This is a genomic window from Acinetobacter sp. ANC_7654, from assembly GCF_056779855.1.
In genome coordinates this window covers 56,558-81,480 of record NZ_JBWYIR010000009.1, presented here as the reverse complement: position 1 = coordinate 81,480, position 24,923 = coordinate 56,558, and the positions used below count along the sequence as shown (strand labels likewise).

General features: G+C 39.3%; 22 protein-coding genes and 1 riboswitch. Of the genes, 12 read left to right on the top strand and 10 right to left on the bottom strand.

Translation table 11 applies throughout. The annotated features are described in order from the left end of the window. Window positions 1-139: 139 nt before the first annotated feature. From AC1M86_RS10735 to AC1M86_RS10725, 3 genes are all read right to left on the bottom strand, one after another. The gene (locus AC1M86_RS10735; RefSeq protein ID WP_180028285.1) at window positions 140-853 is read right to left on the bottom strand and encodes a glycerophosphodiester phosphodiesterase; all 714 of its coding nucleotides are present in this window, start codon (window positions 851-853) and stop codon (window positions 140-142) included. Window positions 854-991: 138 nt separating this feature from the next. Continuing rightward, on the bottom strand, window positions 992-1,576 hold the full coding sequence (locus tag AC1M86_RS10730) for a cob(I)yrinic acid a,c-diamide adenosyltransferase (RefSeq protein WP_035265549.1): 585 nt from the start codon (window positions 1,574-1,576) through the stop codon (window positions 992-994). 96 nt (window positions 1,577-1,672) lie between these two features. Continuing rightward, window positions 1,673-3,520 carry a TonB-dependent receptor plug domain-containing protein gene (locus tag AC1M86_RS10725; RefSeq protein WP_481596045.1) on the bottom strand — a complete coding sequence of 616 codons (1,848 nt, stop codon included), beginning with the start codon at window positions 3,518-3,520 and terminating at the stop codon, window positions 1,673-1,675. Between the two features lie 37 nt (window positions 3,521-3,557). Further along, a riboswitch (cobalamin riboswitch) is annotated at window positions 3,558-3,773 on the bottom strand. Window positions 3,774-3,915: 142 nt separating this feature from the next. Here AC1M86_RS10725 and AC1M86_RS10720 point away from each other — a divergent pair. From AC1M86_RS10720 to AC1M86_RS10695, 6 genes are all read left to right on the top strand, one after another. After that, the gene (locus tag AC1M86_RS10720) at window positions 3,916-4,560 is read left to right on the top strand and encodes a phosphoribosylanthranilate isomerase (RefSeq protein ID WP_035265546.1); all 645 of its coding nucleotides are present in this window, start codon (window positions 3,916-3,918) and stop codon (window positions 4,558-4,560) included. After that, window positions 4,541-5,785: a tryptophan synthase subunit beta gene (gene trpB / locus AC1M86_RS10715; protein WP_092767544.1), complete on the top strand. Its 1,245-nt coding sequence runs from the start codon at window positions 4,541-4,543 to the stop codon at window positions 5,783-5,785. Before AC1M86_RS10720 ends, trpB begins: the two co-directional genes overlap by 20 nt. A 551-nt stretch (window positions 5,786-6,336) precedes the next feature. Continuing rightward, window positions 6,337-6,849, top strand: coding sequence for a DUF1543 domain-containing protein (locus tag AC1M86_RS10710; RefSeq protein WP_481607925.1), 513 nt, complete (start codon window positions 6,337-6,339; stop codon window positions 6,847-6,849). Window positions 6,850-7,079: 230 nt separating this feature from the next. After that, window positions 7,080-8,723: a nitrite/sulfite reductase gene (locus AC1M86_RS10705; protein ID WP_481607924.1), complete on the top strand. Its 1,644-nt coding sequence runs from the start codon at window positions 7,080-7,082 to the stop codon at window positions 8,721-8,723. Next, window positions 8,716-9,201: a DUF934 domain-containing protein gene (locus AC1M86_RS10700; protein ID WP_481607923.1), complete on the top strand. Its 486-nt coding sequence runs from the start codon at window positions 8,716-8,718 to the stop codon at window positions 9,199-9,201. The genes AC1M86_RS10705 and AC1M86_RS10700 overlap by 8 nt, the downstream gene beginning before the upstream one ends. Window positions 9,202-9,602: 401 nt before the next feature. Further along, window positions 9,603-10,589 carry a diaminopimelate dehydrogenase gene (locus AC1M86_RS10695; protein ID WP_481607922.1) on the top strand — a complete coding sequence of 329 codons (987 nt, stop codon included), beginning with the start codon at window positions 9,603-9,605 and terminating at the stop codon, window positions 10,587-10,589. A 164-nt stretch (window positions 10,590-10,753) separates the two neighbouring features. On the opposite strand, the gene AC1M86_RS10690 is transcribed toward AC1M86_RS10695, so the two are convergent. After that, complete coding sequence (locus AC1M86_RS10690) at window positions 10,754-11,929, bottom strand: thiolase family protein (RefSeq protein WP_481596048.1); 1,176 nt, start codon at window positions 11,927-11,929, stop codon at window positions 10,754-10,756. Between the two features lie 101 nt (window positions 11,930-12,030). Then, complete coding sequence (locus AC1M86_RS10685) at window positions 12,031-12,561, bottom strand: GspH/FimT family pseudopilin (RefSeq protein WP_481607921.1); 531 nt, start codon at window positions 12,559-12,561, stop codon at window positions 12,031-12,033. A gap of 372 nt (window positions 12,562-12,933) precedes the next feature. Between AC1M86_RS10685 and omp38 the strand changes: the two genes are divergently transcribed. Both omp38 and AC1M86_RS10675 read left to right on the top strand, forming a co-directional pair. Next, the gene (gene omp38, locus AC1M86_RS10680) at window positions 12,934-13,983 is read left to right on the top strand and encodes an outer membrane protein Omp38 (protein ID WP_481596050.1); all 1,050 of its coding nucleotides are present in this window, start codon (window positions 12,934-12,936) and stop codon (window positions 13,981-13,983) included. Window positions 13,984-14,092: 109 nt separating this feature from the next. Next, window positions 14,093-14,551, top strand: coding sequence for an OmpA family protein (locus AC1M86_RS10675; RefSeq protein ID WP_481607920.1), 459 nt, complete (start codon window positions 14,093-14,095; stop codon window positions 14,549-14,551). Between the two features lie 54 nt (window positions 14,552-14,605). Here AC1M86_RS10675 and AC1M86_RS10670 read toward each other — a convergent pair whose 3' ends face one another. The 3 genes from AC1M86_RS10670 to AC1M86_RS10660 all read right to left on the bottom strand — a co-directional run bounded on the left by AC1M86_RS10670 (window position 14,606) and on the right by AC1M86_RS10660 (window position 18,522). Beyond that, window positions 14,606-16,060 (bottom strand): amino acid permease, encoded by a 1,455-nt coding sequence (locus AC1M86_RS10670; RefSeq protein WP_092767523.1) that lies wholly within the window; start codon window positions 16,058-16,060, stop codon window positions 14,606-14,608. A gap of 10 nt (window positions 16,061-16,070) precedes the next feature. Then, window positions 16,071-17,096, bottom strand: coding sequence for a methyltransferase (locus AC1M86_RS10665; protein WP_481607919.1), 1,026 nt, complete (start codon window positions 17,094-17,096; stop codon window positions 16,071-16,073). A gap of 61 nt (window positions 17,097-17,157) precedes the next feature. Beyond that, on the bottom strand, window positions 17,158-18,522 hold the full coding sequence (locus AC1M86_RS10660) for a uracil-xanthine permease family protein (RefSeq protein ID WP_035270592.1): 1,365 nt from the start codon (window positions 18,520-18,522) through the stop codon (window positions 17,158-17,160). 178 nt (window positions 18,523-18,700) lie between these two features. Between AC1M86_RS10660 and typA the strand changes: the two genes are divergently transcribed. Both typA and mscL read left to right on the top strand, forming a co-directional pair. Beyond that, window positions 18,701-20,533, top strand: coding sequence for a translational GTPase TypA (typA, locus tag AC1M86_RS10655; protein WP_035270590.1), 1,833 nt, complete (start codon window positions 18,701-18,703; stop codon window positions 20,531-20,533). A gap of 233 nt (window positions 20,534-20,766) precedes the next feature. Continuing rightward, on the top strand, window positions 20,767-21,201 hold the full coding sequence (mscL, locus tag AC1M86_RS10650; protein ID WP_035270698.1) for a large conductance mechanosensitive channel protein MscL: 435 nt from the start codon (window positions 20,767-20,769) through the stop codon (window positions 21,199-21,201). A 162-nt stretch (window positions 21,202-21,363) separates the two neighbouring features. Here the strand turns inward: mscL and AC1M86_RS10645 are convergent, their stop codons facing one another. Both AC1M86_RS10645 and mutM read right to left on the bottom strand, forming a co-directional pair. Continuing rightward, on the bottom strand, window positions 21,364-21,648 hold the full coding sequence (locus AC1M86_RS10645) for a peptidylprolyl isomerase (protein WP_481587195.1): 285 nt from the start codon (window positions 21,646-21,648) through the stop codon (window positions 21,364-21,366). Further along, window positions 21,645-22,499 carry a bifunctional DNA-formamidopyrimidine glycosylase/DNA-(apurinic or apyrimidinic site) lyase gene (mutM, locus tag AC1M86_RS10640; RefSeq protein ID WP_481587196.1) on the bottom strand — a complete coding sequence of 285 codons (855 nt, stop codon included), beginning with the start codon at window positions 22,497-22,499 and terminating at the stop codon, window positions 21,645-21,647. The genes AC1M86_RS10645 and mutM overlap by 4 nt, the downstream gene beginning before the upstream one ends. Before the next feature lie 247 nt (window positions 22,500-22,746). Between mutM and AC1M86_RS10635 the strand changes: the two genes are divergently transcribed. Both AC1M86_RS10635 and AC1M86_RS10630 read left to right on the top strand, forming a co-directional pair. After that, on the top strand, window positions 22,747-23,865 hold the full coding sequence (locus AC1M86_RS10635; protein WP_481587197.1) for an NADH:flavin oxidoreductase/NADH oxidase: 1,119 nt from the start codon (window positions 22,747-22,749) through the stop codon (window positions 23,863-23,865). 97 nt (window positions 23,866-23,962) lie between these two features. After that, entirely contained in the window at window positions 23,963-24,886 is a 924-nt protein-coding gene (locus AC1M86_RS10630) for an AEC family transporter (protein WP_481607918.1), read from the top strand. The last annotated feature ends 37 nt before the right edge of the window (window positions 24,887-24,923 follow it).

Below are 24,923 nucleotides of genomic sequence, written 5' to 3'. Positions count from 1 at the left end.
ACATGTGTTCACTAGCATTATTGTACAGTTGTATTGTTTAAACCGTAACAGAATACATCATTGTATAAATTCGACTTTGGACGAATTCCAAAAAATAAATTAGAAAAAATAATCAAATAAGTTTTTGAATTTGAAAATATTATAGGTGAGACATCATTAACTTGGGATAATCAGTAATTAAGCCTTGAACTCCTAAATCCTTAAGCTGTTTAGCACGATCTATATGATTGACTGTCCAAATACTAATATTTAAATTTGCGGAAAGTGTGGAGGCAATGATCTCATTTGTAGCAAGTTCGTTCATCCAACCAATTTGACAACATTCAAATTTCAAAGCTTGATCAATGGCTGCATGCTTTATATCGGTTTCAACCAGTAATCCACGCTTAAACCTTGATTTTTGCTGTTGAAGGGCTTGATGAATTTTAGGATCGAAACTGGTGATAATGGCGGAATCTTCAAAGCCTATTAATTGTTGATCTAAGGCTTCGACAATCTTTTCTGCGGCCTTCATCGATTCAACAGCTTTGACCTCAACTTCAATATGATTAAAATTATGAATAATTTTGAGGGTTTGATCGAGTAGAGGCGTAGCTTCGACTTTATTCCATTCAGACCACGTTACGGCATGATTATACTGCGCTAAATCTTGCTCATCACATTCGTATAAATGTTTAGCTTGGCCTGTAGTACGAATAAAGTCATCATCATGCATCACGATCAGAGCATTATCTTTGAGTTGACGAACGTCAAATTCTACAGCGCGGATACCAATATCTTGAATATATTGAAATCCACCGAGGGTGTTTTCAGGTGCTTCCCCACGCGCACCACGATGACCAATTATTTTCATAAAATACCCTGAAATTTCAGGGTGATTTTAGTGCTAAATCATGAATGAAATATGACGATTTTTAATCAAAATTTTGATTAAAAAAGCATTTTAAGTGGATGGGGCAATCAACATGCAGACCTTTTTACACTTTTAAGGTCAGGCCTCAATCGTCTCATTGATATTCTTTTGCCAAAGCACTTCTGAGCCACCTTCAGCACGTTGTAAGGTACGAGATGCGACGAATAACCAATCAGATAAGCGGTTCAAAAGTTGCAATGATGTGGCTTGGATATTTTGATCACGTTGATGAACAGACATCACGCTACGTTCAGCTCTACGGCAGACAGCACGTGCTTGATGAGCAAAACTGCAGACTAATGTACCGGCTGGCAAAATAAAGTCTTTTAGCATGGGTAATGCTTCGTTCATACGATCAATATCATTTTCTAAAAATTCAATACATACTGGTTGAACCAAGTTAAATCCAGGAATGCAGACTTCGCCGCCTAAATCAAATAACCAATGTTGAATCAGACTGAGTGATTTATCCCATTGAGCTTTGTCTTCAATGCTACTTAAAGCAATGTGCGAACGTAATACACCAATGGTCGCATTGAGTTCATCGACATCACCTAACGCATCGATACGTAAATCATCTTTAGGTACACGTGAACCATCGCCTAGTCCGGTAGTGCCCGTATCTCCCGTGCGGGTATAAATTTTACTTAAACGGTGACCCATGTTATTTCCTTAATATTCAGATATCGCAATTTAAAAAGGATAATGCTACAGCTGTGACATTATCCTCAAAAAGTATTTAGCTATAGGTTGATGAAATTAGTACTTGAACGTAACACCAACGGAAGCTTGGCGACCACCATTGATGTAATAAATACCATTCCCACTAGAGTATTCAGTTTCATATTGAACATCACCAATGTTTTCAATATTAGTGAATAGTTTAATATTGGGGTTTATATTCCAGTAAGCATTTACATCGATGGTTGCATAACCAGGATTATTGTATTGAGTGCTGTAACTTTTAGACTTAGAGCTACCAACTATAGAAGTGCTAATTCCGTAAACCTCATTTTGTAAGCCTGCTGATAGTGTTGCTTTTTTACGAGGGCGCTTTTGCAAATCTTCATCTGTTTCTACATTTTTTGCTTGCACATAAGCGTATGAAGCATTTAAGAATAAATCATCTGTATTCCATTTATAAGAAACTTCACCACCTGTAAATTTAGACTTATTTACATTTATGAGGGTGCTATTTTTTGAAGTAATCAGATTGTCTACTTCATTACGATATACAGATAAAGAAATTAAGGAGTTTTCTGTAACTTTATGATCTAAACCAACTTCATATGAAAAGCCTTCTTCAGGTTTTAGGTTTGGGTTGCCACCCCAATTTTTTGCATATAAATCATTCATACTTGGTGCTCTAAATGAGCTACCAATATTGGTATAGATACTTATAGATGGGCTAAAGTGATATCTTACAGCCCCTTGACCAACGGTATGTGAGCCGAAACGTTCATCATCTTCTAAGCGAATGCCAAATTGCGCATCGATATTATTTGCTTGGTATTGATGTTGAGCAAAATAGCCTGTGCTGTTGTTTTTACGACTATATTCAACATCGTACATAGGATCCCAATCACTTTTAGATAAAATATCTGCTTCAATATTTTTATGAGTTACCCCCATTAGAATATTTTGAGAAGGTGTGAATTGCCATTTTCCATAAACTTCAGCTTCTTTAGAGGTATTGTGAACAAAGTCAGGCTTGTCCATTTGGTCTAAATCATCTTTAAACTGTGATAAACGGGCATTTAATTCAAGATCTGATGTGATTTTAACCTTACCCTTTAAGTTCACAATTTCATTTTGAAAATCTTGGGAAACTAAATTGCCGTTTAAGTTGTAAGCACCATTTCCTTCATTTTGGGTGTAATCTAAAGATGCAGAAAAAGCTTCTTTGTCGACACCAAATTTTGCGCTGTATCCTTTTTGATCATATGCATATTTTTGATTACTGTTGCTTAATACTTCAGTGCCATCAGATTCTAAACGTTGACCGCGAATTTGTGCATACAAACCATTTTCAGCAAAGTCGGCACCTACAATTGATTTATAAGTTTTGTTTTCACCAATTTCGCCTGTAACAAATGCACCTGTTTTTACCGGTGTTTTAGATACAAGTTGTATGACACCACCAATAGCATCAGTACCATAAAGTACAGATGCCGGTCCTTTAAGAACTTCAATTTGCTTCAGGTCTGTTGTGTCAATAAATTGAATTGATGCTGAACCCTGAGAGGGTGTATTTAAACGAACACCATCACGCATGACTAAAGTATGGTCAGACTCAGTTCCACGTAAAAAAATAGAAGCTTGCTGTCCATATCCGCCAGTCTGAACCATATTGATTGATGCATCATTAATTAATAAGTGAGGTAAAGATACAATAGGGGATTGATCTAAAACTTTAGGCTCAATAATTGAAATCCGCGCAGGCACATTTTCAATATTTTGTTCACTACGAGAAGCTGTAACCACAATCGTACTTAAAGAAGATTTTGCAGAAGTTTGAGCTTCAGTCGTTGCTGTTACAGACGTTGAAAAACCCATCGCAATAGCGATTGCACCAACCAAAGCTGTTGGTTGACATTGAATAGACATAACGTGCTCCATACATTCACTTCCCCGTGAATGATTGAGTGAAAGAACACAACAAGCAGGTATCCGGACTCAAATGTAGTAACTGGATTACTTACATTTCCACCTTCCCACATATGACATGCAGTGGTGTAGATCTCTAAAAATCAGAAATCTATTGAGAAATGCTTTTCATTTTTTACCGTTGCGGGGGCAGTGTTGGATTTTCACCAACTTCCCTAAAGCGATTGCTTTGACTTGTTGCAATTTGAGCGCAGTATAAAGAGCGCTTCTCATTTAAACAATCTTCACACCGAATATTCTGAGTGAACTTTACGCAAGATGAAAAAATTGCTTTACAATGAAGCGCCCAAAAATGATAGATCGGCTATGATGAGGGTGGATTAGAGCTAGAATAGATGCGAACTCGTGCAAAAATATGCGGAATTACCCGATTAGAAGATGTCCAAGCTGTTGTGCAAGCTGGTGCGGATGCCATAGGATTTGTGTTTTTTCCACCAAGTCCAAGACACGTAGATGTTGAGCAAGCATCACTGTTGGTTCAAGCGATTCCTGCTTATGTGCAATCAGTTGGATTATTTGTTAATAGTTCAGCCGAAGAGATCCAAAACATACTTAAAAAAGTCCCTTTAGATATTTTGCAGTTTCATGGCGATGAAAGTCCAGAACAGTGCAAACAAATTGCTCAAGCAGTGGGTCGCCGCTGGTATAAAGCAATTCAAGTAAAACCAGAACTAGATATCGTTGAAGAAATCAATAAATATCAAAAGTTTGGTGCGAGTGCTGTGTTGTTGGATGCATGGCATCCAGATTTAAAGGGCGGAACAGGCCACAGCTTTGATTGGACAACATTTCCAAAATTAAATATTCCATTGATCTTGGCAGGAGGACTAAACCCTGACAATATCGAGCAAGCAATTCTTACAACACAAGCATATGCTGTGGATGTGAGCGGCGGTGTAGAGTCCGCAAAAGGTATAAAAGACCAACAACTCGTAGAACGCTTTATGCAAGGAGTCCATCGTGGATCAGCAAACCGTTAATCAACAAGATCAAGTGATTGACTATACCCAATACCCTGATGCAAAAGGGCATTTCGGTATCCATGGCGGACGTTTTGTGTCAGAAACTCTAATGGCTGCACTAGAAGATCTAGAGCAACTGTATTTCCGAATGAAAAATGACGAACAGTTTTTGGCAGAATTCGACCGTGACCTCGCTTTTTATGTAGGTCGTCCAAGTCCGCTTTATTATGCTGAGCGATGGTCAAAGGAGTTGGGTGGTGCACAAATCTATTTAAAACGAGAAGACTTGAACCATACTGGCTCCCATAAAGTAAATAACACGATTGGTCAGGCTTTACTGGCGAAGTTATCAGGCAAAAAACGTATTATTGCTGAGACTGGTGCAGGTCAACATGGTGTGGCAACAGCGACCATCGCAGCGCGTTTAGGGCTTGAATGTGTTGTATACATGGGTGCAGATGATGTGAAACGCCAAGCGATGAATGTATATCGTATGCGTTTATTGGGCGCGACTGTTGTTCCTGTCGAAAGTGGTTCTAAAACATTAAAAGATGCCATGAATGAAGCCATGCGTGATTGGGTAACAAATGTCGATTCTACCTATTACGTGATTGGTACAGTTGCAGGTCCACATCCATATCCTCAATTGGTACGTGATTTCCAATCGATCATTGGTCGTGAAGCACGCCGTCAAATTCAAGAGCAAGCAGGTCGTCTACCGGATGCATTGGTTGCTTGTGTCGGCGGTGGTTCAAATGCGATGGGCTTGTTCTATCCATTCCTGAATGATCAAGAGGTGAAAATGTACGGTGTTGAAGCTGCTGGTTACGGTATTGAAACTGGCAAACACTCTGCTCCATTAAATGCTGGTCATGTTGGTGTGCTGCATGGTAACCGTACTTATCTGATGTCAGATGCGCAAGGTCAGATTATTGAAACACACTCAATTTCAGCAGGTTTGGATTATCCTGGTGTAGGCCCAGAGCATAGCTTCTTAAAAGATATGAAGCGTGTTGAGTATGTTCCAATTAATGACAATGAAGCATTACAAGGCTTCCGTGACTTAACTAAGATTGAAGGTATTATTCCTGCACTTGAAAGTTCGCATGCGATGGCATATGTGACTAAGTTGGCTCCAACGATGTCTAAAGATCAAATTATTATTGCGACGGTTTCAGGTCGTGGTGATAAAGACTTAATGACAGTTGCACGCATTGATGGCGTGGAAATGGTAGAGATGTAATTCACCCTTTAAGCCTCTCCCTTTGGAATGAGAAGCACTGCTTCGTAAGGGGAGAGGTGCTATTTAGAAAATCGCATTTAAGCCATTGGATGCGATTTTTTTATGCGCTCTAGAAAAGCTAAACTATTTTCCTAAAATTTGATTTTTGGATCGGTGACATGGATGTCGTCTGTATTTCTGTGATACAGGCAAGTAACATCAGAAATACAAAATGATTTTGTTACTTTTACCGAAAAAAGTAAGGCAGTTTGGAGTGTGAATCTATTTGAGATTCAGATTTGAAGAGCTATTTCATGGACTTACTTTTACGTTACTTTGGAAAAGCCCAAAGTAACCGAAGGCTTTCTGTTGAGCAGATATTACATTCTTGTAATACTGCTCAACGGGGGACATCCATGTCGCCACCACGTATCCATTATCGTTGAATTGGTCAGGTTAATCTTTAAACCCTGTATAAAAATCAGTAACACAGCCAATCCATTCTTTTCAGTAGTGGCAAATCCAAATTCAGGTATGATTAATGGTCTTGTCAAAGCCAAAGGAAATCAACCATGCCAAGCCTATTTCTTGTAATGCTCGGTGGTCGTCATGCACGTGCCAATACTGAAGTGCATGATGTGGTTTTGGCTGTTGGGGATTCACTAGAAGAAGTCTATCCTCAACTCAAAAATGCTTGGTTTGGTGAGCAGAAAGGCTTACATATTGATGCTTGGGCGAAGGTAAATGGAGTGGAATATAATGAGCAGCAATTCCAAATCCATTTTACAGATGCAGCTCCTAATGAAAACGAAATGAAACTCTGGTTGATTAATTTGGGTGGGTACCACGTTAATGAGTTCGGAGAGCTACATCGTTATGTATTAGTACCCGCTTTAAATACTGCATCGGCTAAAGAGCGTGGAAAATCATTCTTTGGAAAAGATTGGCAAAAACAGCATACAGATCGGGTTTTGGACGTTGATGATTGTATTGCCATTGATCATGTGCATGGTCGTTATGTGCAATTGATTGAGGGTCAATTTAAAGAAGGGTACTGGGAAAATACATACATCACGATCGTATAATTTTTAATAAAGAACAAATTTACTATCTATATGAATTTATGTGCTAAGAATGGCTAAATAAAATCTTTATGTGGAATAAGTGCTGAAATCCAGAGCTTGTCTATATATCAGTGATTCGAGTGATTACATATCAATAAAACCGCTATTAAATATGTAAAAAACGCATTTTATTGATAGATGAATAAAAGCTATGCTGTGCTTCGTTAAAATTAAACTACTAGCTGTACGCCATGTATTTATATACTGATTTCGATCAGCAACTGATCAATGAACGTGTTGCACAATTCCGTGATCAAACGGAACGTTATTTAGCTGGAAAGCTTACTGAAGATGAATATCGTCCATTACGTTTACAAAATGGATTATATGTTCAGCGTTATGCGCCGATGCTTCGCGTCGCTGTACCTTATGGTTTGATGAACTCTAAACAGCTTCGTAAAATTGCTGAACTCGCTAAAGCGTATGACCGTGGTTATGCACACGTTTCTACTCGTCAAAACTTTCAATTTAACTGGCCAGCATTAGAAAATGTGCCAGACATGTTGCAAGAGTTGGCATCAGTTCAAATGCATGCGATTCAAACATCTGGTAACTGTATTCGTAATACAACAACAGACCAATATGCAGGTGTCGTTGCTGGTGAAATTGAAGATCCAAGACCGACATGTGAGTTGATTCGTCAGTGGTCAACTTTCCATCCAGAATTTGCATTCTTGCCACGTAAGTTCAAGATCGCAGTTTCTGCACTTGCTGAAATCGACCGTGCTGCAACGGCATTTCATGATATCGGAGTGTATATCGTTCGCAATGAAGCGGGAGAAATGGGCTACAAAATCATGGTTGGCGGTGGTTTAGGTCGTACACCGATCATTGGTGCTGTGATCAAAGAGTGGTTACCACGTGAAGACCTTATTGCTTACTTAGAAGCAGTACTTCGTGTGTATAACTTACACGGTCGTCGTGATAACAAATATAAAGCTCGTATCAAAATCTTGGTAAAAGCTTTAACACCTGAAGTTTTTGCTGAAAAAGTTGAAGCTGAATTTGCACATACAATTAAAACTTTAAAAGTTGATGCAGATACTCTGGCGAAAATGGACCAGAACTTTACACCATTTGTGTACCAAGATTATGCAGATGAAGATTTCTCAGAACTGTTTGCTGCACATCCGAAATTCAAACAGTGGTTTAACATCAATACCAATGCACACAAAGTGAAAGGTTACCGCATCGTAACAATTTCATTGAAACGTGCAGGCGTCGCACCAGGTGACGTGACCACTGAAGAAATGAACTTGATTGCTGATCTTGCAGATAAGTACACTTTTGGTGAATTGCGTACCACGCATGAGCAAAACATTGCCCTTGTCGATGTACCGCAAAAAGATTTATTTGAGCTTTGGACGATTCTTGAAAAGAATAACTTGGCTCGCGCGCACATTGGTTTTTTAACCGACATTATCTGCTGTCCAGGTGGTGATTTCTGTTCGTTGGCAAATGCGAAATCTATTCCGATTTCTGAAGCGATTTCACGCCGTTTTGATGATCTAGATACGATTTACAACTTAGGTAAATTAGACTTGAACATCTCAGGTTGTATGAATGCCTGTGGTCATCACCATGTGGGTAATATTGGTATTTTAGGTGTCGATAAGAAAGGCGCAGAATTCTACCAAATTACATTGGGTGGTAATGCAGACCATGATGCCTCAATCGGTGACATCTTAGGACCATCATTTGCTGCTGAAAAAGTACCAGATGTGGTGGAAGAAATTTTGAACACTTATCTTGATTTACGTCAAGAAGGTGAAGAGTTCATTGATACTTATCGCCGTGTCGGCATTCAACCATTTAAGGAGCGTGCATATGCTTAATACCGCACTACAAGTGCTCTCTAAGGATGGCACGATTGCAGACAATACTTATCAACTGATTGGTGAAGATTGCGTATTGCCACAAGGTGATGTGGTTTTAACGGTGGAGCAGTTAGACCAGCTTGCCAATGTTTCAGGTAAAAAAGCACTTTACCTAACCGTAGATGCCTCACCTGAAAACAATGAATTCCCACTTGATCAGCTTGATGCAATTTTTATTGAGTTTGCAGGTTTTAATGATGGTCGTGGGTATTCATTTGCCGCATTGTTACGTCGCCAAGGCTTCCAAGGCGAACTTCGTGCAACAGGTGATGTATTCAAAGACGTGTTGAACTACATGAAGCGTGCTGGTTTCGATACTTTCGTGATTAAAGAAGGTAAAGACATTGCAGAAGCAGCGGCAGGTTTAAACGACTTTACTCAACCTTACCAAGCGTCGACTGCTGTACCAAAACCAAATTATCAAACGGGTGCTTAATTTTATTAAGTGATAAAAAAAGCTGAACTTGGGTTCAGCTTTTTTATTTTATGGAAACAGGATTTAGGTATTCATAGTTCAGCCTAAGCGCTATTCAAAATGACACATAGAAGGTCAAAGTTTAATCCTAAGTCTATTTAGAGCAGAATTTTTTAATTCATTCAGAAATATATAGCGACAAAGCCTTTAGTGCAGCGGTTTTTTATATGATTCAATTGATCGATTAACACTGATTTAAATGATAAATTTGCTCCAAAAAAGTGCAGTTTATTGTAGTATGTTAGTATTCATTTGATCATTTTTGGTGCGGGTTTTTCTCCATTCAATCAGACTGTTTTGCTGTATATGTTTAGTACTCAGTCTAGTGATCTTACCATCATTTAAATAGTGAAGCAGTTGTTATGCAAAATTTGATTCGTATTGGTATTGTCGGTTATGGCAACCTCGGTCGTGGCGTTGAAACGTCAATTCAAAAGAACCCAGATTTAGAGCTTGTGGGAATTTTTACACGCCGTGTACCTGAATCAGTGTCTCCTTGCTTTAGTGACACGAAAGTTTTTCATATGGATGACTTAAATGACCTTCAAGACAAAATTGATGTGTTGATCTTATGTGGTGGATCTAAAGATGATCTTCCAAAACAAACACCAGAATTGGCAAGTAAATTCAACACAGTAGATAGTTTTGATACGCATGCACGTATTCCTGAGTTTTTTGAAGCAGTGAATGAGCCTGCACTTGCTAACAAAAAAACGGCAATGATTTCGATTGGATGGGATCCAGGCATGTTCTCAATTAATCGTTTATTTGGTGAGGCATTATTACCAGATGGTGAAACCTATACTTTCTGGGGTAAGGGTTTGAGTCAAGGTCACTCAGATGCGATTCGCCGTGTGGCGGGTGTTAAAGCAGGTGTTCAATATACTATTCCATCACAAGATGCGATTGATAAAGTTCGTAGTGGTTCACGTCCTATATTAACCACTAAAGAAAAACATACTCGTGAATGTTATGTTGTGCTTGAAAATGGTGCTGACGCTGAAGCTGTAAAGCAGGCGATTGTGACCATGCCAGACTATTTTGCAGAGTACAACACGACTGTGAACTTCATTGATGAAGAAACGCTTCGTAACGAGCATAATCGTATGCCCCACGGTGGATTTGTCATTCGCAGTGGTAATAGTAGTGCAGAGCAGACTCAAGTAATGGAGTTTTCGTTGAAATTAGATAGCAATCCTGAGTTTACTGCAAGTGTACTTGTGGCTTATGCACGTGCATGCTACCGCATGAATCAAATGGGTCAATATGGCGCGAAAACTGCATTTGACGTTGCACCAGGCTTATTGTCAATGAAATCTCCAGAGCAACTACGTAAAGAAATTCTTTAAGTCTAATAATTCAAAGCTATGCTTTGAATTGAGATTATAAAAAAGCCTCTAGCTAAGTAGAGGCTTTTTTATTTACCCTCCTTTAGTCAAGAAGGGTTTAGGGGAGGATTGATCATTTAAATCTCCCTCAAGCCCCTCTTTGAAAAATAGGGGCTTTAGACGCTTTAGATTAACTCAATCGCCACTGCAGTTGCTTCGCCACCACCGATACAAAGCGCAGCAATACCACGTTGACCACCTGTGCGTTTAAGTGCATGGATTAACGTTAAAATAATCCGTGAACCTGTAGATCCTACTGGATGTCCTAAAGCACATGCTCCGCCGTTGATATTTACTTTTTCAGGGTCGAGTTTGAACTCATCAATAGGACACATTGTGACCATTGCAAAAGCTTCGTTGATTTCCCAAAGGTCGACTTCTGCGACATTCCAACCTGTTTTATCGAGAACCTTTTGGATTGCACCGACTGGTGCAATCGTAAACTCAGAGGGATGTTGTGAATTAGAGGCATATGCCACAATTTTGGCTAAAGGATTTAAACCCTTTGTATGTGCTTGTTCAGATGAACTGATAACCAAGGCTGAAGCACCATCAGAGATCGAGCTGGCATTGGCAGCAGTGATCGTACCATCTTTAGCAAAAGCTGGGCGAAGTGTTGGTATTTTATCGATGTTTGCGTTAAAAGGTTGCTCATCTTTATCTACAACGACATCTCCTTTACGAGTTGACACAGTAACAGGGACGATTTCATCGTTGAAGTAGCCTTCAGTAATCGCAGTTTGAGCACGCTTTAATGAACGTATTGCAAAGTCATCCATTTGCTCACGGGTATAGCCTTTAGTGTTGGCCATATCTTGAGCAAATGAGCCCATCAAACGACCAGTTTCAGCATCTTCTAAACCATCGAAGAACATATGATCTTTGATTTCACCGTGACCCATGCGGTAACCACCACGTGCTTTAGGTAAGACGTAAGGAGCGTTGGTCATAGACTCCATACCGCCTGCAACCACAAAATTTGCTGAACCAGCTTTAATCATATCAGCTGCTTGCATCACAGCTTTCATGCCTGACCCACATAATTTATTGATTGTCACTGCACCTGTCGAGTCAGGTAGTCCAGCTTTGCGCATGGCTTGGCGAGCAGGGCCTTGTTTTAAACCTGCAGGCAAAACGCAACCCATAATGACTTCTTCAATGTCTGCTGGCTGCAAACCCGAGCGTGAGATAGCCTCTTTAATGGTCACTGCACCCAGTTCTGGTGCAGTCACACTTGATAAACTTCCCTGAAAGCCGCCCATTGCCGTACGTGCACCATTAAGGATGACGATATCAGTCATTATTCTCTCCAATTTATTTAGCTTTGTTTTACAGCTTGAGTATATGTAATATCAGGCCAATTAATATTGGCTATAGTGTGTAAAATGTGACTGATAAGTTGTCATTCACATGTCTTAGTTTCTTCAAGACGAGTCTGTCCCATCATTGAAAGTCTAACGATTAGATTTGATTTATTTGAATGTGCACAGTATTTAAAATGTCCCATTGATCCACGTGGTAAACCAGAGTCTGGTTGGAAGGTGATCGTATTCTTGCTGGTAACACCACCTTTCCAACTGAAATCACCATATTGGTAATCTGTCGAAGTTGCTTGAATAAGCTTTTCGTGAGGATCGAATTGTTGATTGTGATTCTGATCTAGAAAGATGATAAACCCTTTATGCCATTGACTGTTCTTACACGATTTTAAATCTTGAGAAGCACAGATCATCACAGGGCTTCGGTAACTTACAGCATTGGCTTTAGCTTGGCTGATGGCTTGCCGTACCGTGCTAAGAATTTGCGCCCTTTCTTGATTTTCACGAAATTCATGATAATGAGGGAGTGCTATCATCACAAGAATACTAATAATGACGATCGTGAAAATGAGTTCTAAAAGGGTAAAAGCAAGAGATTTACAATAGGAATACATTTTAAAGCTTCTAGTATTTGTTAATTATTTGAATTTATAGATAATCTTGGTGAAGTTATATTATAAGCTGAAGTGCTAAAAAATGATTACTATCACCTTTGAATGCTGTTAATATACCAAAAATGAAAAGATAAGTTATTCATGCGGATAAATTGAGTAAAAAATTACCGAATTACAACGGAAATTGTAAGTAATTTTGTCAATAATTTACTTGATTAAAGTAATCAAACACTTGGAATTCACTTTAAGTGTTTGTATGATTCAACATGAGTAGCTTAAAAAAAATACTGGGGTATAAAAAAGCCTATCTCAGGAAGCCATAATTATTTTAGGCTGAGCTTGAAAAACAATTGTTATCTCTGGAGGATATCCATGAAATTGAGTCGTATCGCACTTGCTATGCTTGTTGCTGCTCCATTCGCTGCTGCTAATGCTGGTGTAACTGTTACTCCACTATTAGTGGGTTACACATTCCAAGACACTCAACACAACAACGGTGCTGCTGATCACTTATCTGACAGCATTATCGAATTACAAGACGATTTATTCGTTGGTGCTGCGTTAGGTATTGAACTTACTCCATGGTTGGGTTTTGAAGCTGAATATAACCAAGTAAAAGGTGATATCGAAGGCACAATTACTGGTAATGATGTTGGCGAGTACAAGCAAACTCAAATCAATGGTAACTTCTATGTTACTTCTGATTTAATCACTAAGAACTATGACAGCAAAATTAAGCCATACGTTCTTTTGGGTGCTGGTCACTACAAATATGAATACGATGGTGTAAATCTTAAAGATGACGAAGGTACTTTAGGTAATGCAGGTGTAGGTGCTTTCTGGCGCTTAAATGATGCTCTATCTCTTCGTACAGAAGCTCGTGCAACTTATAACATCGACGAAGATTTCTGGAACTACACAGCACTTGCTGGTCTTAACGTAGTTTTAGGCGGTCACTTGAAGCCTGCTGCTGAAGTAGTAGAAGTTGCTCCAGTTCAACCAGCTCCAGCTCCAGTTCAACCAGCTCCACAAGAGTTGACTGAAGATCTTAACATGGAACTTCGCGTATTCTTCGATACGAACAAGTCTAACATCAAAGATCAGTACAAGCCTGAAATTGCTAAAGTAGCTGAAAAATTAAACGAATATCCAAATGCAACTGCTCGTATTGAAGGTCACACTGATAATACTGGTCCACGTGCGTTGAACGAACGTTTATCTTTAGCTCGTGCTAACTCTGTGAAATCTGCTCTTGTAAGCGAATACAACATTGACGCTTCTCGTTTAGCGACTCAAGGTTTCGCTTGGGATCAACCAATTGCTGATAACGCAACTAAAGAAGGTCGTGCGATGAACCGTCGTGTATTCGCTACGATTTCTGGTAGCCGTACAGTAGTTGCTCAACCTCAAGCAGCACAATAATCTTTAATTGATTATTAAGAACAGCTCTTCGGAGCTGTTTTTTTTAACTCTTTTTTAAATAATGTGATATATTTCACAAAATATAATGAACAACACAATGAGAATAAAGATGAAATATAGTTTAATAGCAAGCTTATGCATTGCTTTAACTTTGACGGCTTGCACAACGACAAAGATGCAATCAACTACTGGTGTACAAGACTTGGATCAAAAGATATTAAATGAATTAAAACAAGGTTTACCGCTCTACTTTAATCACAATTCCCGTCAAATTGATGTTCGGTATCAACCTTATTTAACAGCAGCTTCAAAAGTTTTGGCGCAGAATAAAAGTTTTATACTTCAAGTGGATGGACATACAGATAATCGAGGGTCAGTATCAGCGAATCAAAAAGTATCTCTTGAGCGAGCAAATGCTGTGCGTAATGAATTGGTGATGCAATATAATGTTGATCCTAAACAGATTTCGACACAAGGCTATGGCCCAAATCAGCCAATTGCGGATAACACGACAGAAGAGGGTCGAGCATTGAATCGTCGAGTGAATTTAACCTTAAAAATACAATAAGATCATAATCTAACAATAAAAAAACAGCTCAATTTGAGCTGTTTTTTTATTTTATTAGTCTTGATCGACTTGAATTGGTTTTACATCCATATCTTGATATTGAATCAACTTGGTTTTGTACTTGAACTTATACACTAGCCATATTGCTAAGAATAAGAAGATCCCAATATATGTGGAGACTACTGCGATCCACTCCCCATCAAGTACGGCTTGATAATTTTGACCTAACACCACGATTGCACACAAAATAAAAGCGAACCACGGTGCAAAAGGGAAAAATTTTGCACGATATGCTAAATCTTCTAACTTATATCCTTGAGCCAAATAGCCTTTCCTGAATCGGTAATGAGAGATTGCGATACCGAGCCATACGATAAAGCCACACATACCAGACATATTCAGAAGCCAATTAAATACTTCCTCTTCACCAATAAATGTCGTCAAGAAGCATAGTGCTGCGATTGCTGTCGTAGCATAAAGTGCATTCATTGGTACACCGCGGCCATCAAGTTTGGAGAAAACTTTGGGTGCACTTCCATTTTTTGCCATATCAAACAGCATTCGTGTGGAAGAGTACATTCCTGAATTTCCGGCAGAAAGGATAGCCGTAAGAATGACTGCATTCATGACACTTGCAGCGAAAGCAAAGCCTGCTTGTTCATAGAGTAAAGTAAAAGGTGATAATGCAATATTCTCATCTGAAGCAGCTTGCATTAGACGAGGATCATCATACGCAATCAATGTACCGATAATAAAAATACAAACGATATAGAATAAGAGAATCCGCCAGAAGATCTGTTTAATCGCAATAGGAATGGTTTTCTTCGGATCTTTCGACTCACCAGCGGCAACACCAACCATTTCAGTACCTTGAAATGAGAATCCTGCGATCATCGCGACACCAATTAATGCTGACAAACCACCTACAAATGGCGCTTCACCCTTTGACCAATTTGCGAAAGTTGCAACATTGGGTGTCATCATGATTTTGGCAATCATGAAAATACCAATGATGATAAATGCAATGATGGCAAGAACTTTAATGAGTGAGAAAAAGAACTCAGACTCACCAAAACCTTTGACTGTTAAGGCGTTAATACCAAAAACGATAGCAAGGAAAATGGCACTCCAATAGAAACCTGGGATATCAGGAAACCAAAATTTCATGATGAATTGAACTGCAACAAGTTCAAATGCGACGGTTATCGCCCAGTTGTACCAATAGTTCCAGCCTAGTGCGAATCCAAACCCACCTTCGACATATTTGGTGCCATAGGTGAAGAAAGCACCTGATGTTGGATTGTGTGTTGCGAGTTCGCCTAAGCTGGTCATGAGGAAGTAAATCATTACGCCAATTAAACAATAGGCAAGTAATGCACCACCAGGGCCCGCATTGGCAATTGTTGCACCCGAAGCTAGGAATAGTCCTGTACCGATAGAACCACCAATGGCGATCATATTAAGATGGCGTGCTCCAAGCTTTCGCTTAAGTTGACCGGTTTCGCTCATCGAAAGTTCCTTATGATTTCTTTTGAGTACTTGCAAACAGTACTTTAAAGCCTTGTTGATCAGTCAAAGTTTCACATTGACCAAAATTTTGCTCAATGAGAGTTGGGTAGTTTAAAAAACGATTTGCCACGATCCAAAGTTCACCACCAGATTTTAGATGGCGACGTGATGTCTTACAAAGATTCTCACTCGCATTGTAATCAGTGTATATACCCTGGTGGAAAGGAGGGTTACTGACGATGGCATGTAAAAATAGTGGCGCATCTTCAATGCCAGTCACAGCTTTGATTTCGAGCTGTTCTGGTGACAAATTATTTTTTTCAAATGTTAGGCGGGTGGAGGCGAGCGCAAAAGCATCCACATCAAGCGCAAAAATACGATTTTTGGGATTCAATTTGGCTAAATATGCACTGATAATGCCAGCACCACAACCGAAGTCAGCGATTTTACCTGAACTCACTCGATTGAGGTAGGGGAGAAATACAGCTGTACCAATATCAAGTTTATTTTGACTAAATACACCAGGTAAAGCATAAATCTGTAATTCGCCATTCGGTGTTTGAATTGTATATTGTTGAGCCCAATTTTCTAAAGCTCGAGGCGTAGGAGTCTGATCGATAATTAATTGCCACATTTGACAATGACGAGCGCTGTCTAGTTTGACACATTTGCCAAATGGAGCGAGTTGTTTTGCTGCTCGTTCAACGCCACCTTTTTTTTCACCCACAAGAAAAATTGATCCACCAAGACCGAGTTTTAATACCACACTGTGTAGTAAGTAATTCAAAAGCTCTTTGGCTTTAGGCACAAAAACAATAACTTGATCATATTCTGCTTCAGGGATATCCGTCCCAAAATGAACAGGAATATTTTGATTTTGGAAAAATAGAAAGTCGTTATAATTCCATGTCCATACTGAAGCCTGAATATTTTTATCGAGCTGAGTGCTTAAGTCATCAGTTGGTGCATTGACTAATAATATTCGACCTTTCAGAAAGTTATGTTGACGAATAACAACTTCACTTTGAGGAACCATATATTTCTCCACAGAATAAAAGAGCCCAGACAATGCTGGGCAGTCTTTGATTCAATCTAAATTATTTCTTTGCTTCAGGTAGAACGAAGTTCAAGATCAAGGCTGCAATGCCGCCAGTTGCTACACCAGAGCTAAATATATTACGAATGAGTTCAGGCATATGTTCAAGAATCTGTGGAACTTGAGCAACACCTAAACCAAGAGCAAGTGAAATTGCAATAATAAGCAATGCACGGCGGTCAAGCTGAATACCAGAAAGGATATTAATCCCTGATGCTGCAACAGCCCCAAACATCACCATGACAGCGCCCCCCAGTACAGCTTGAGGAACAGCTTGGATGATGGCAGCCACTGCTGGTAGTAAACCCAAAATAACTAATAGAGCAGCGATCCATATACCCACGTGGCGACTAGCGACACCAGTTAATTGGATTACTCCGTTGTTTTGAGCAAAAACAGAACTCGGGAAAGTATTAAATAAGCCTGCGAGTAAGGAGTTTGCACCGTTGACGAGTACACCACCTTTAATGCGCTCCATCCATTTCGGACCATCAACAGGCTGATTAGACAACTTAGAGGTCGCGGTGATATCACCAATCGCCTCTAATGAAGTAACCAGATAAATAAATGCCATTGGTATAAATAAACTCCAAGAGAAGTCTAAGCCAAAGTGCATTGGTGTAGGGATTTGAACCAAAGGTGCATTTTCTAAGCCAGAAAAATCTAAATGGCCCATGAAGCCTGCTAGCGCATAACCTACGATCAGTGCAATTAATATCGCACTACTCTTAACCCATGTAACATTTAAGCGGTTTAAGAGAATGATTAATGCCAAAACAGTACAAGACATAATGAGATTGTCTGTATTGGCAAAAGTGTTATTCCCCATCGCTTGGTAACCACCACCCATTGAGATTAAACCTTCTTTAATCAACGTTAAGCCAATGAGAAGTACAACAATACCAGTCACAAGTGGAGTAATGAGTTTTTTCACCCATGGTAATATGCGTGAAACTCCCATTTCAATGAATGAGCCTGCAATCACGACACCAAAAATTGAACCCATAACAGTTTCAACTGGAGTTCCCGCGGCAACCATTGCTGAGCCAATCCCAATAATAGGACCGATAAAGTTAAAACTTGTACCTTGAACAATTAGTAAGCCTGCACCGAAAGGACCAACCTTTTTACTTTGTAAGAATGTCGCAATACCTGAAATCACCAATGACATGGAGAGGATCATGTTTGTATCTTCTTTAGAAACACCTAAAGCCAAACAGATCAATAGACCAGGAGTAACAATCGGAACAATAATGGCAAGTAAATGCTGAATGGCAGCGAGAAAAGCGATGAACGGTTTTGGTTTATCGTCTAAACCATAAACAAGATCGAGTTTCGGTTCTTGAGATTGGTCGGGAGCAGACATGGTCTATACCATCTAGATTAAGCGAAAGTGCCGACATTCTAATCGAGTTACATGCGTTTACAAAACCGAAACATAACCATTCGTCAAAAAAAAATGAAATTGTAAAGAAACAGTCACTATAAAAGTTTAGGATTTTTCTGTATAATTTGCCCTCAAATTTAAAGCGTATCGAATTTACATGTCAGATATTAAAACTCTCCGTAATATTGCCATCATCGCACACGTCGACCATGGTAAAACGACTCTTGTCGACAAACTTTTACAACAATCAGGTGCTTTGGGTGAACGCGCGGGTGAGATCGAGCGTGTCATGGATTCAGGCGCTATTGAAAGTGAACGTGGTATTACCATTCTTGCAAAAAACACTGCAATCAAATGGTTAGATAAACGTACTGATACTGAATACCGTATCAATATCGTGGATACCCCGGGACACGCCGACTTCGGTGGTGAAGTTGAACGTGTAATGTCGATGGTTGACTGTGTACTTCTTTTGGTAGACTCACAAGAAGGTCCAATGCCACAAACTCGTTTCGTAACGCAAAAAGCGTTCGCACGTGGTTTGAAACCAATCGTAATTATCAACAAAGTTGACAAGCCTAATGCGCGTCCTGACTGGGTAATCGATCAAGTATTCGATTTATTTGATAACCTTGGTGGTACTGACGAACAGTTAGACTTCCCTGTGGTTTATGCTTCTGGTCTTCGTGGTGTAGCAGGTCCTTCACCAGAAGAATTGGCTGAAGACATGACTCCGTTGTTCCAAACAATCGTAGACATCGTTGAGCCGCCAGCAGTGGATGTTGATGGTCCATTCCAAATGCAAGTGTCTTCACTTGACTATAACAGCTTCGTTGGTGTTATTGGTGTGGGTCGTATCCAACGTGGTTCAGTGAAATTGAACACACCTGTAACGGTAATCGACAAAGATGGTAAAACACGTAACGGTCGTATCTTAAAAATCATGGGTTACCATGGTTTGGAGCGTATTGACGTTGAATCTGCTTCTGCAGGTGACATCGTATGTGTAACAGGTATGGACGAACTTCATATCTCTGACACGATTTGTGATCCTAAACATGTTGAAGCATTGCCACCGCTTTCTGTAGATGAGCCTACAGTATCGATGACATTCCAAGTTAACAACTCACCATTCGCCGGTAAAGAAGGTAAGTTTGTGACCTCACGTAACATCCGTGAACGTCTTGATCGCGAATTAATTCACAACGTAGCACTTCGTGTAGAAGATACTGACAGTCCTGACCGTTTTAAAGTGTCGGGCCGTGGTGAACTTCACCTTTCGGTATTGATCGAAAACATGCGTCGTGAAGGCTTCGAGATGGGTGTATCTCGTCCGCAAGTAATCTTGAAAGAGATTGACGGCGAAATGCAAGAGCCATACGAAAACGTAACATTTGACGTAGAAGAACAGCATCAAGGTGCTGTAATGGAACAAATGGGTAACCGTAAAGGTGAAATGACCAATATGGAAGTCGACGGTAAAGGTCGTATTCGTATTGAAGCAACTGTACCTTCACGTGGCTTGATTGGTTTCCGTTCAGAATTCATGACCATGACTTCAGGTACTGGGATCATGACCTCAAGTTTCTCGCACTATGGACCAATGAAACAAGGTTCTGTTGCAAAACGTCAAAACGGTGTGTTGATTTCTATGGTTCAAGGTACATGCTTGGGCTATGCATTGTTCAGTTTACAAGACCGTGGTCGTCTATTCGCTAAACCTCAGTTAGAAGTTTACGAAGGTATGATCATTGGTATCAACTCTCGTTCAGACGATATGGTTGTAAACCCAACTAAAGCGAAACAATTAACAAACGTTCGTGCATCAGGTACTGATGATGCATTAACACTTGTTCCTGCGATTGAATATACGTTAGAACAAGCACTTGAATTTATTCAAGATGATGAGCTTGTTGAAGTTACACCTAAATCAATTCGTATTCGTAAGCGTTGGTTGACTGAAAACGAACGTAAACGTAATAAATCTTAATTGATTTAAATAAAAAAACCGCTCTTTTGAGCGGTTTTTTTATATCTTGACTCCATCATTCAATAGATGAAATAAAAGTTGTTGAATTGTTGTAGTTGATTCGGTCAAGATCTTGTTTATTTAAACAGAGATACTTATGATTTTGGTGGAAAACCAACGAGTTTGGACGGAAATATCATTAAGAATAATGTATATTATGTCACATTAATGCATAGAAAAATTTTGGAGAAAAAATGAGCATTATTAAAGAGTTTAAAGAATTTGCCGTGAAAGGCAATGTAATGGATCTGGCGGTCGGTGTGATCATTGGTGGGGCGTTTGGTAAAATCATCGATTCAATGGTGAAAGATGTCATCATGCCAATTATCAGTTGGATCTTAGGCGGTGATGTTGATTATTCAAACTGGTTTGTTGTATTAGGCGATAATCCAAATAACCTTACAACGCTTGCTGCCGCTCAAGAAGCGGGTTTAAATGTTTTGGCTTACGGTAATTTCTTGACGATTCTCATCAACTTTATCCTGCTTGCATGGGTGGTATTCTGGTTAGTGAAATTGATGAATAAAATGCGTCGTAAGCAAGAGGAGGAAGCTCCAGCACCTGAAGCTACTCCAGAAGATATTGAATTACTTCGTGAAATTCGTGACGAATTAAAACGTAAAGGTTAATGCTTTTACAATGAAAACGGCGCTAAATGCGCCGTTTTTTATATCTCATCATTTTTTTTAAATCCCCCTTTGTCAAAGGGAGGCTGGGAGGTATTGATTCTTAGCTCTCCCTTGCGAAGCGATGCTTCTCATCTCCTAAAAGGAGAGGGAAATCCAAGAAGTTTAAAAATCCATACGAAATTTAATTTCGAGTAAATGCCAGCCGAATTGACTCTTAATTGGTCCATGTAATTCACGTTCAGCCAAACTAAAAACTGCCTTATCGATAGGACCAACCAATTGTCCTTTCTTAACCTCACCTAATTCCCCTCCTTTTTTTCCTGAGGGACAAGTTGAGTGTTGCTTAGCAATTTTAGTAAAATCAGCACCTTCTTTAAGCTTTTGTTTAAGTTGGATACACAGGTCTTTATCTTTGACTAAAATATGCCGAACAATTGCTGATTTCATTTGGATTTTACCTTTGATACAGGATTCTTTGAGGCTTGAGGTCGCTTAAGCGGTTGACACTCAGGGCAAAAAACAGAAGCACGTTGCCCGAGTTTAATATTTTCTAAAGTTGTTTCACAGTTGATGCACATTTCACCAGCGCGCCCATAAGCCAATAGCGTTTGTTGAAAGTAGCCATTTTCGCCCATGGCATTGGTGTAATCACGTAAAGTAGATCCGCCTAAATCAATTGCTTGCTTAAGGATTCGTTTGATTTCAATGACAAATTTTTCAATTTGTGGCCGTGTAAGACTAGAGGCGGGTTGTGCAGGATGAATGCCCAAATTAAACAGACTTTCAGTTGCGTAAATATTTCCAACACCCACAACAATGTGGTTATCCATAATTGCAACTTTGACTGCAACGCTCTTATTTTTAAATTTCTGCTCTAGATAGTCAGCATTGAAAGATTCACTTAAAGGTTCAGGTCCAAGCGTATCTAAAAGTTTGGTTTGAGCATGATCATCTAGCCATAAAATGCAACCAAAACGACGAGGATCGTGGTAGCGTAATTGGATATCATCGAATTGTATGATGAAATGATCATGTTTTCTCAGCGCATCACGTGAATCGCTTAAACGAAAGCTTCCTGACATTCCCAAGTGCCATAACATGGTCGCATTTTCAAATTGTGCCAAAATATATTTGGATCGACGTGTTAGCCCTATCAGTCGTTGACCGACCAATTGATTTACATCATTTGGTATAGGCCATCTCAGACTTGAATTATTGACTTGAACAGAAAGTACTTTTTGATTCAGCAAAGGGAGCAAGCTGGTTTTAGTGGTTTCAACTTCAGGTAATTCAGGCATGGAAACTCTGTTAAATGGGCGAGTAGAAAAATATTGGGTTATATGAGGATATTGCAAGCAGCATCGAGTGAACTACAAGATATTACGCTTGAACAGAATATGATACACAATCCATCTAGTGCCTTCATGGTTAAGTTTTAAAATGTTTTTTAAAGCATTCAATGATGAAATGAACTTAGATGATTTATCACGTAAATGCGTTGTACACTGTTACAAATAAATCAATTTAAAATCAGGGAGATTCAGTGTGGCAAAATTATTTGAGCCAATTCAATTCGGAAATTTATCACTCAAAAATAGAATTATTATTGCTCCCATGTGTCAGTATTCTGCGAATGAAGCAGGGGAGCATAGTTTTTGGCACGAACAACAATGGGCGAGTTATGCATTGTCGGGTGCTGGATTATATATTATTGAAGCAACTGCGGTACAAGCTGTAGGTCGTATCAGCTTTGCAGATTTAGGGTTGTGGAATGATTTACAACGTGCACAATTAAAAGCATTGATTGATAAGGTAAAAGCGATTGCTCCAACGCCAATCGCCATTCAGTTAGCGCACGCGGGACGTAAAGCTTCAACTGATAAACCATGGTTGGGACGTGGTCAATTCTCATCGAATCATGAACATGGCTGGCAAACGGTATCTGCAAGTGATTTACCATTTAATCCAGATGATCAGGCTCCTCATGAATTAAGTATCGAGGAAATCAAAAAAATTATCGATAACTTTGCAACTGCAGCAGTCAGATCTGTAGATGCAGGTTTTGATCTCATCGAAGTCCACGCGGCTCATGGTTATCTATTACATCAATTTATGTCCCCTTTATCTAATCGAAGAACAGATGAATATGGTGGAAGTTTTGAGAATCGCATTCGTCTAACTTTAGAGGTTTTTCAGGCGATCAAAAATGCTGTTCCAGACAACTATCCAATCGGTGTTCGTTTGTCTGCAACAGACTGGATGGAGCAAGAAAAGGGATGGGATATTGATGACTCAATTGGGTTATCAAAGGCATTAGAAAAACTTGGTGCAGTTTATATCCATGCATCATCTGGTGGATTACATGTCGATCAAAATATTCAGATTGGTCCTAATTACCAAGTTCCATTTGCGGAAGCAATCAAGAAACACGTAGACATTCCAGTGATTGCTGTTGGGCTGATCACTGAACCTCAACAGGCGGAAGATGTTTTACAACAAGGCAAAGCTGATGCAATCGGGCTCGCAAGGGCAATACTATTTAATCCAAGGTGGCCATGGCATGCTGCTGCTCAATTAAAAGCAGAGGTTGAAATTAGTCCGCAATATTTACGATGCCAACCGCATGATGTGAAATCATTATTTAAGCCATATGCTGATAGATAAAATAGGCATAAAGGTATACTTAAAAAGTCATCCTGGGTAATGACGGCTGTTGTATGATAATTTGACTAACTCATACAATAGCTAGGGATGCTAAGTCATGGTTTTATCGGTCATTATTCCGATTTTTTTACTGCTTTTTTCGGGATATGCTTCGGTTAAACTGAATTTAATTAGCAAAGAGCAAGTCTCCATTGTCGGTACATTCGTCATTCGAGTCGCTTTACCTGCTCTATTTTTACAAGCGCTTTCATCAAAAGATCTTGATGCGATATGGCAACCTGAACTTTTTTACAGTTATATTGTGGTGACCGCCTTTGTATTTGCAATCGCTTTAGGGATTTTGGTAAAGCATTTTAAAAACAATTTAAGTGATGCTGCCATCCTCTCGATTGGAGCGTCAATGTCTAATACTGGACTACTTGGTACGGCCATTTTAAGTCTATTGATTGGTCATATTGCGCTTGCTTTTACTTCTTTAATTGTAATTATCGAAAGTGTTTTTCTTGTTCCAGCAGCTTTATTTATTGCGGGCTTGCAAGCTCAAAATCAGCAAGCAGTACTCAATACATTAAAAAATAACTTTATAAACTTATGTAAAAATCCATTGTTTATTGGTGTGGTAATCGGAATTTTGTGCGCGGTTTTTCAGGTTAAACTGCCGCATTATATAGATCAAGTTTTCTTAATGATTGGTCAGACGGCATCTCCTTTGGCGTTATTTGTGATTGGCGGGAGCGTCGCAGGTTTAACCTTAAAATATGTCAACCAGCAGAGTCTTTATATTGTTCTATCATCCAACTTTATTTTTCCAATACTCATGTATTTGACTCTACGATTTATTGCTCAAGCACCGATGGATATCGTGTATGTAGGGACATTGATTGCAGCTTTACCTACACCTGCATTATTTGGAATGTTGGGACAAGCATATGGACTCAATGATCGTGCAATTACACCTTTATTGATGAGTACAGTGATTGGATTTATTGTGACTGCTGGATTAATTATTTTATGGTGGTAATTGAATAAAACTTAGAATGTAATCATAAATATCCTTT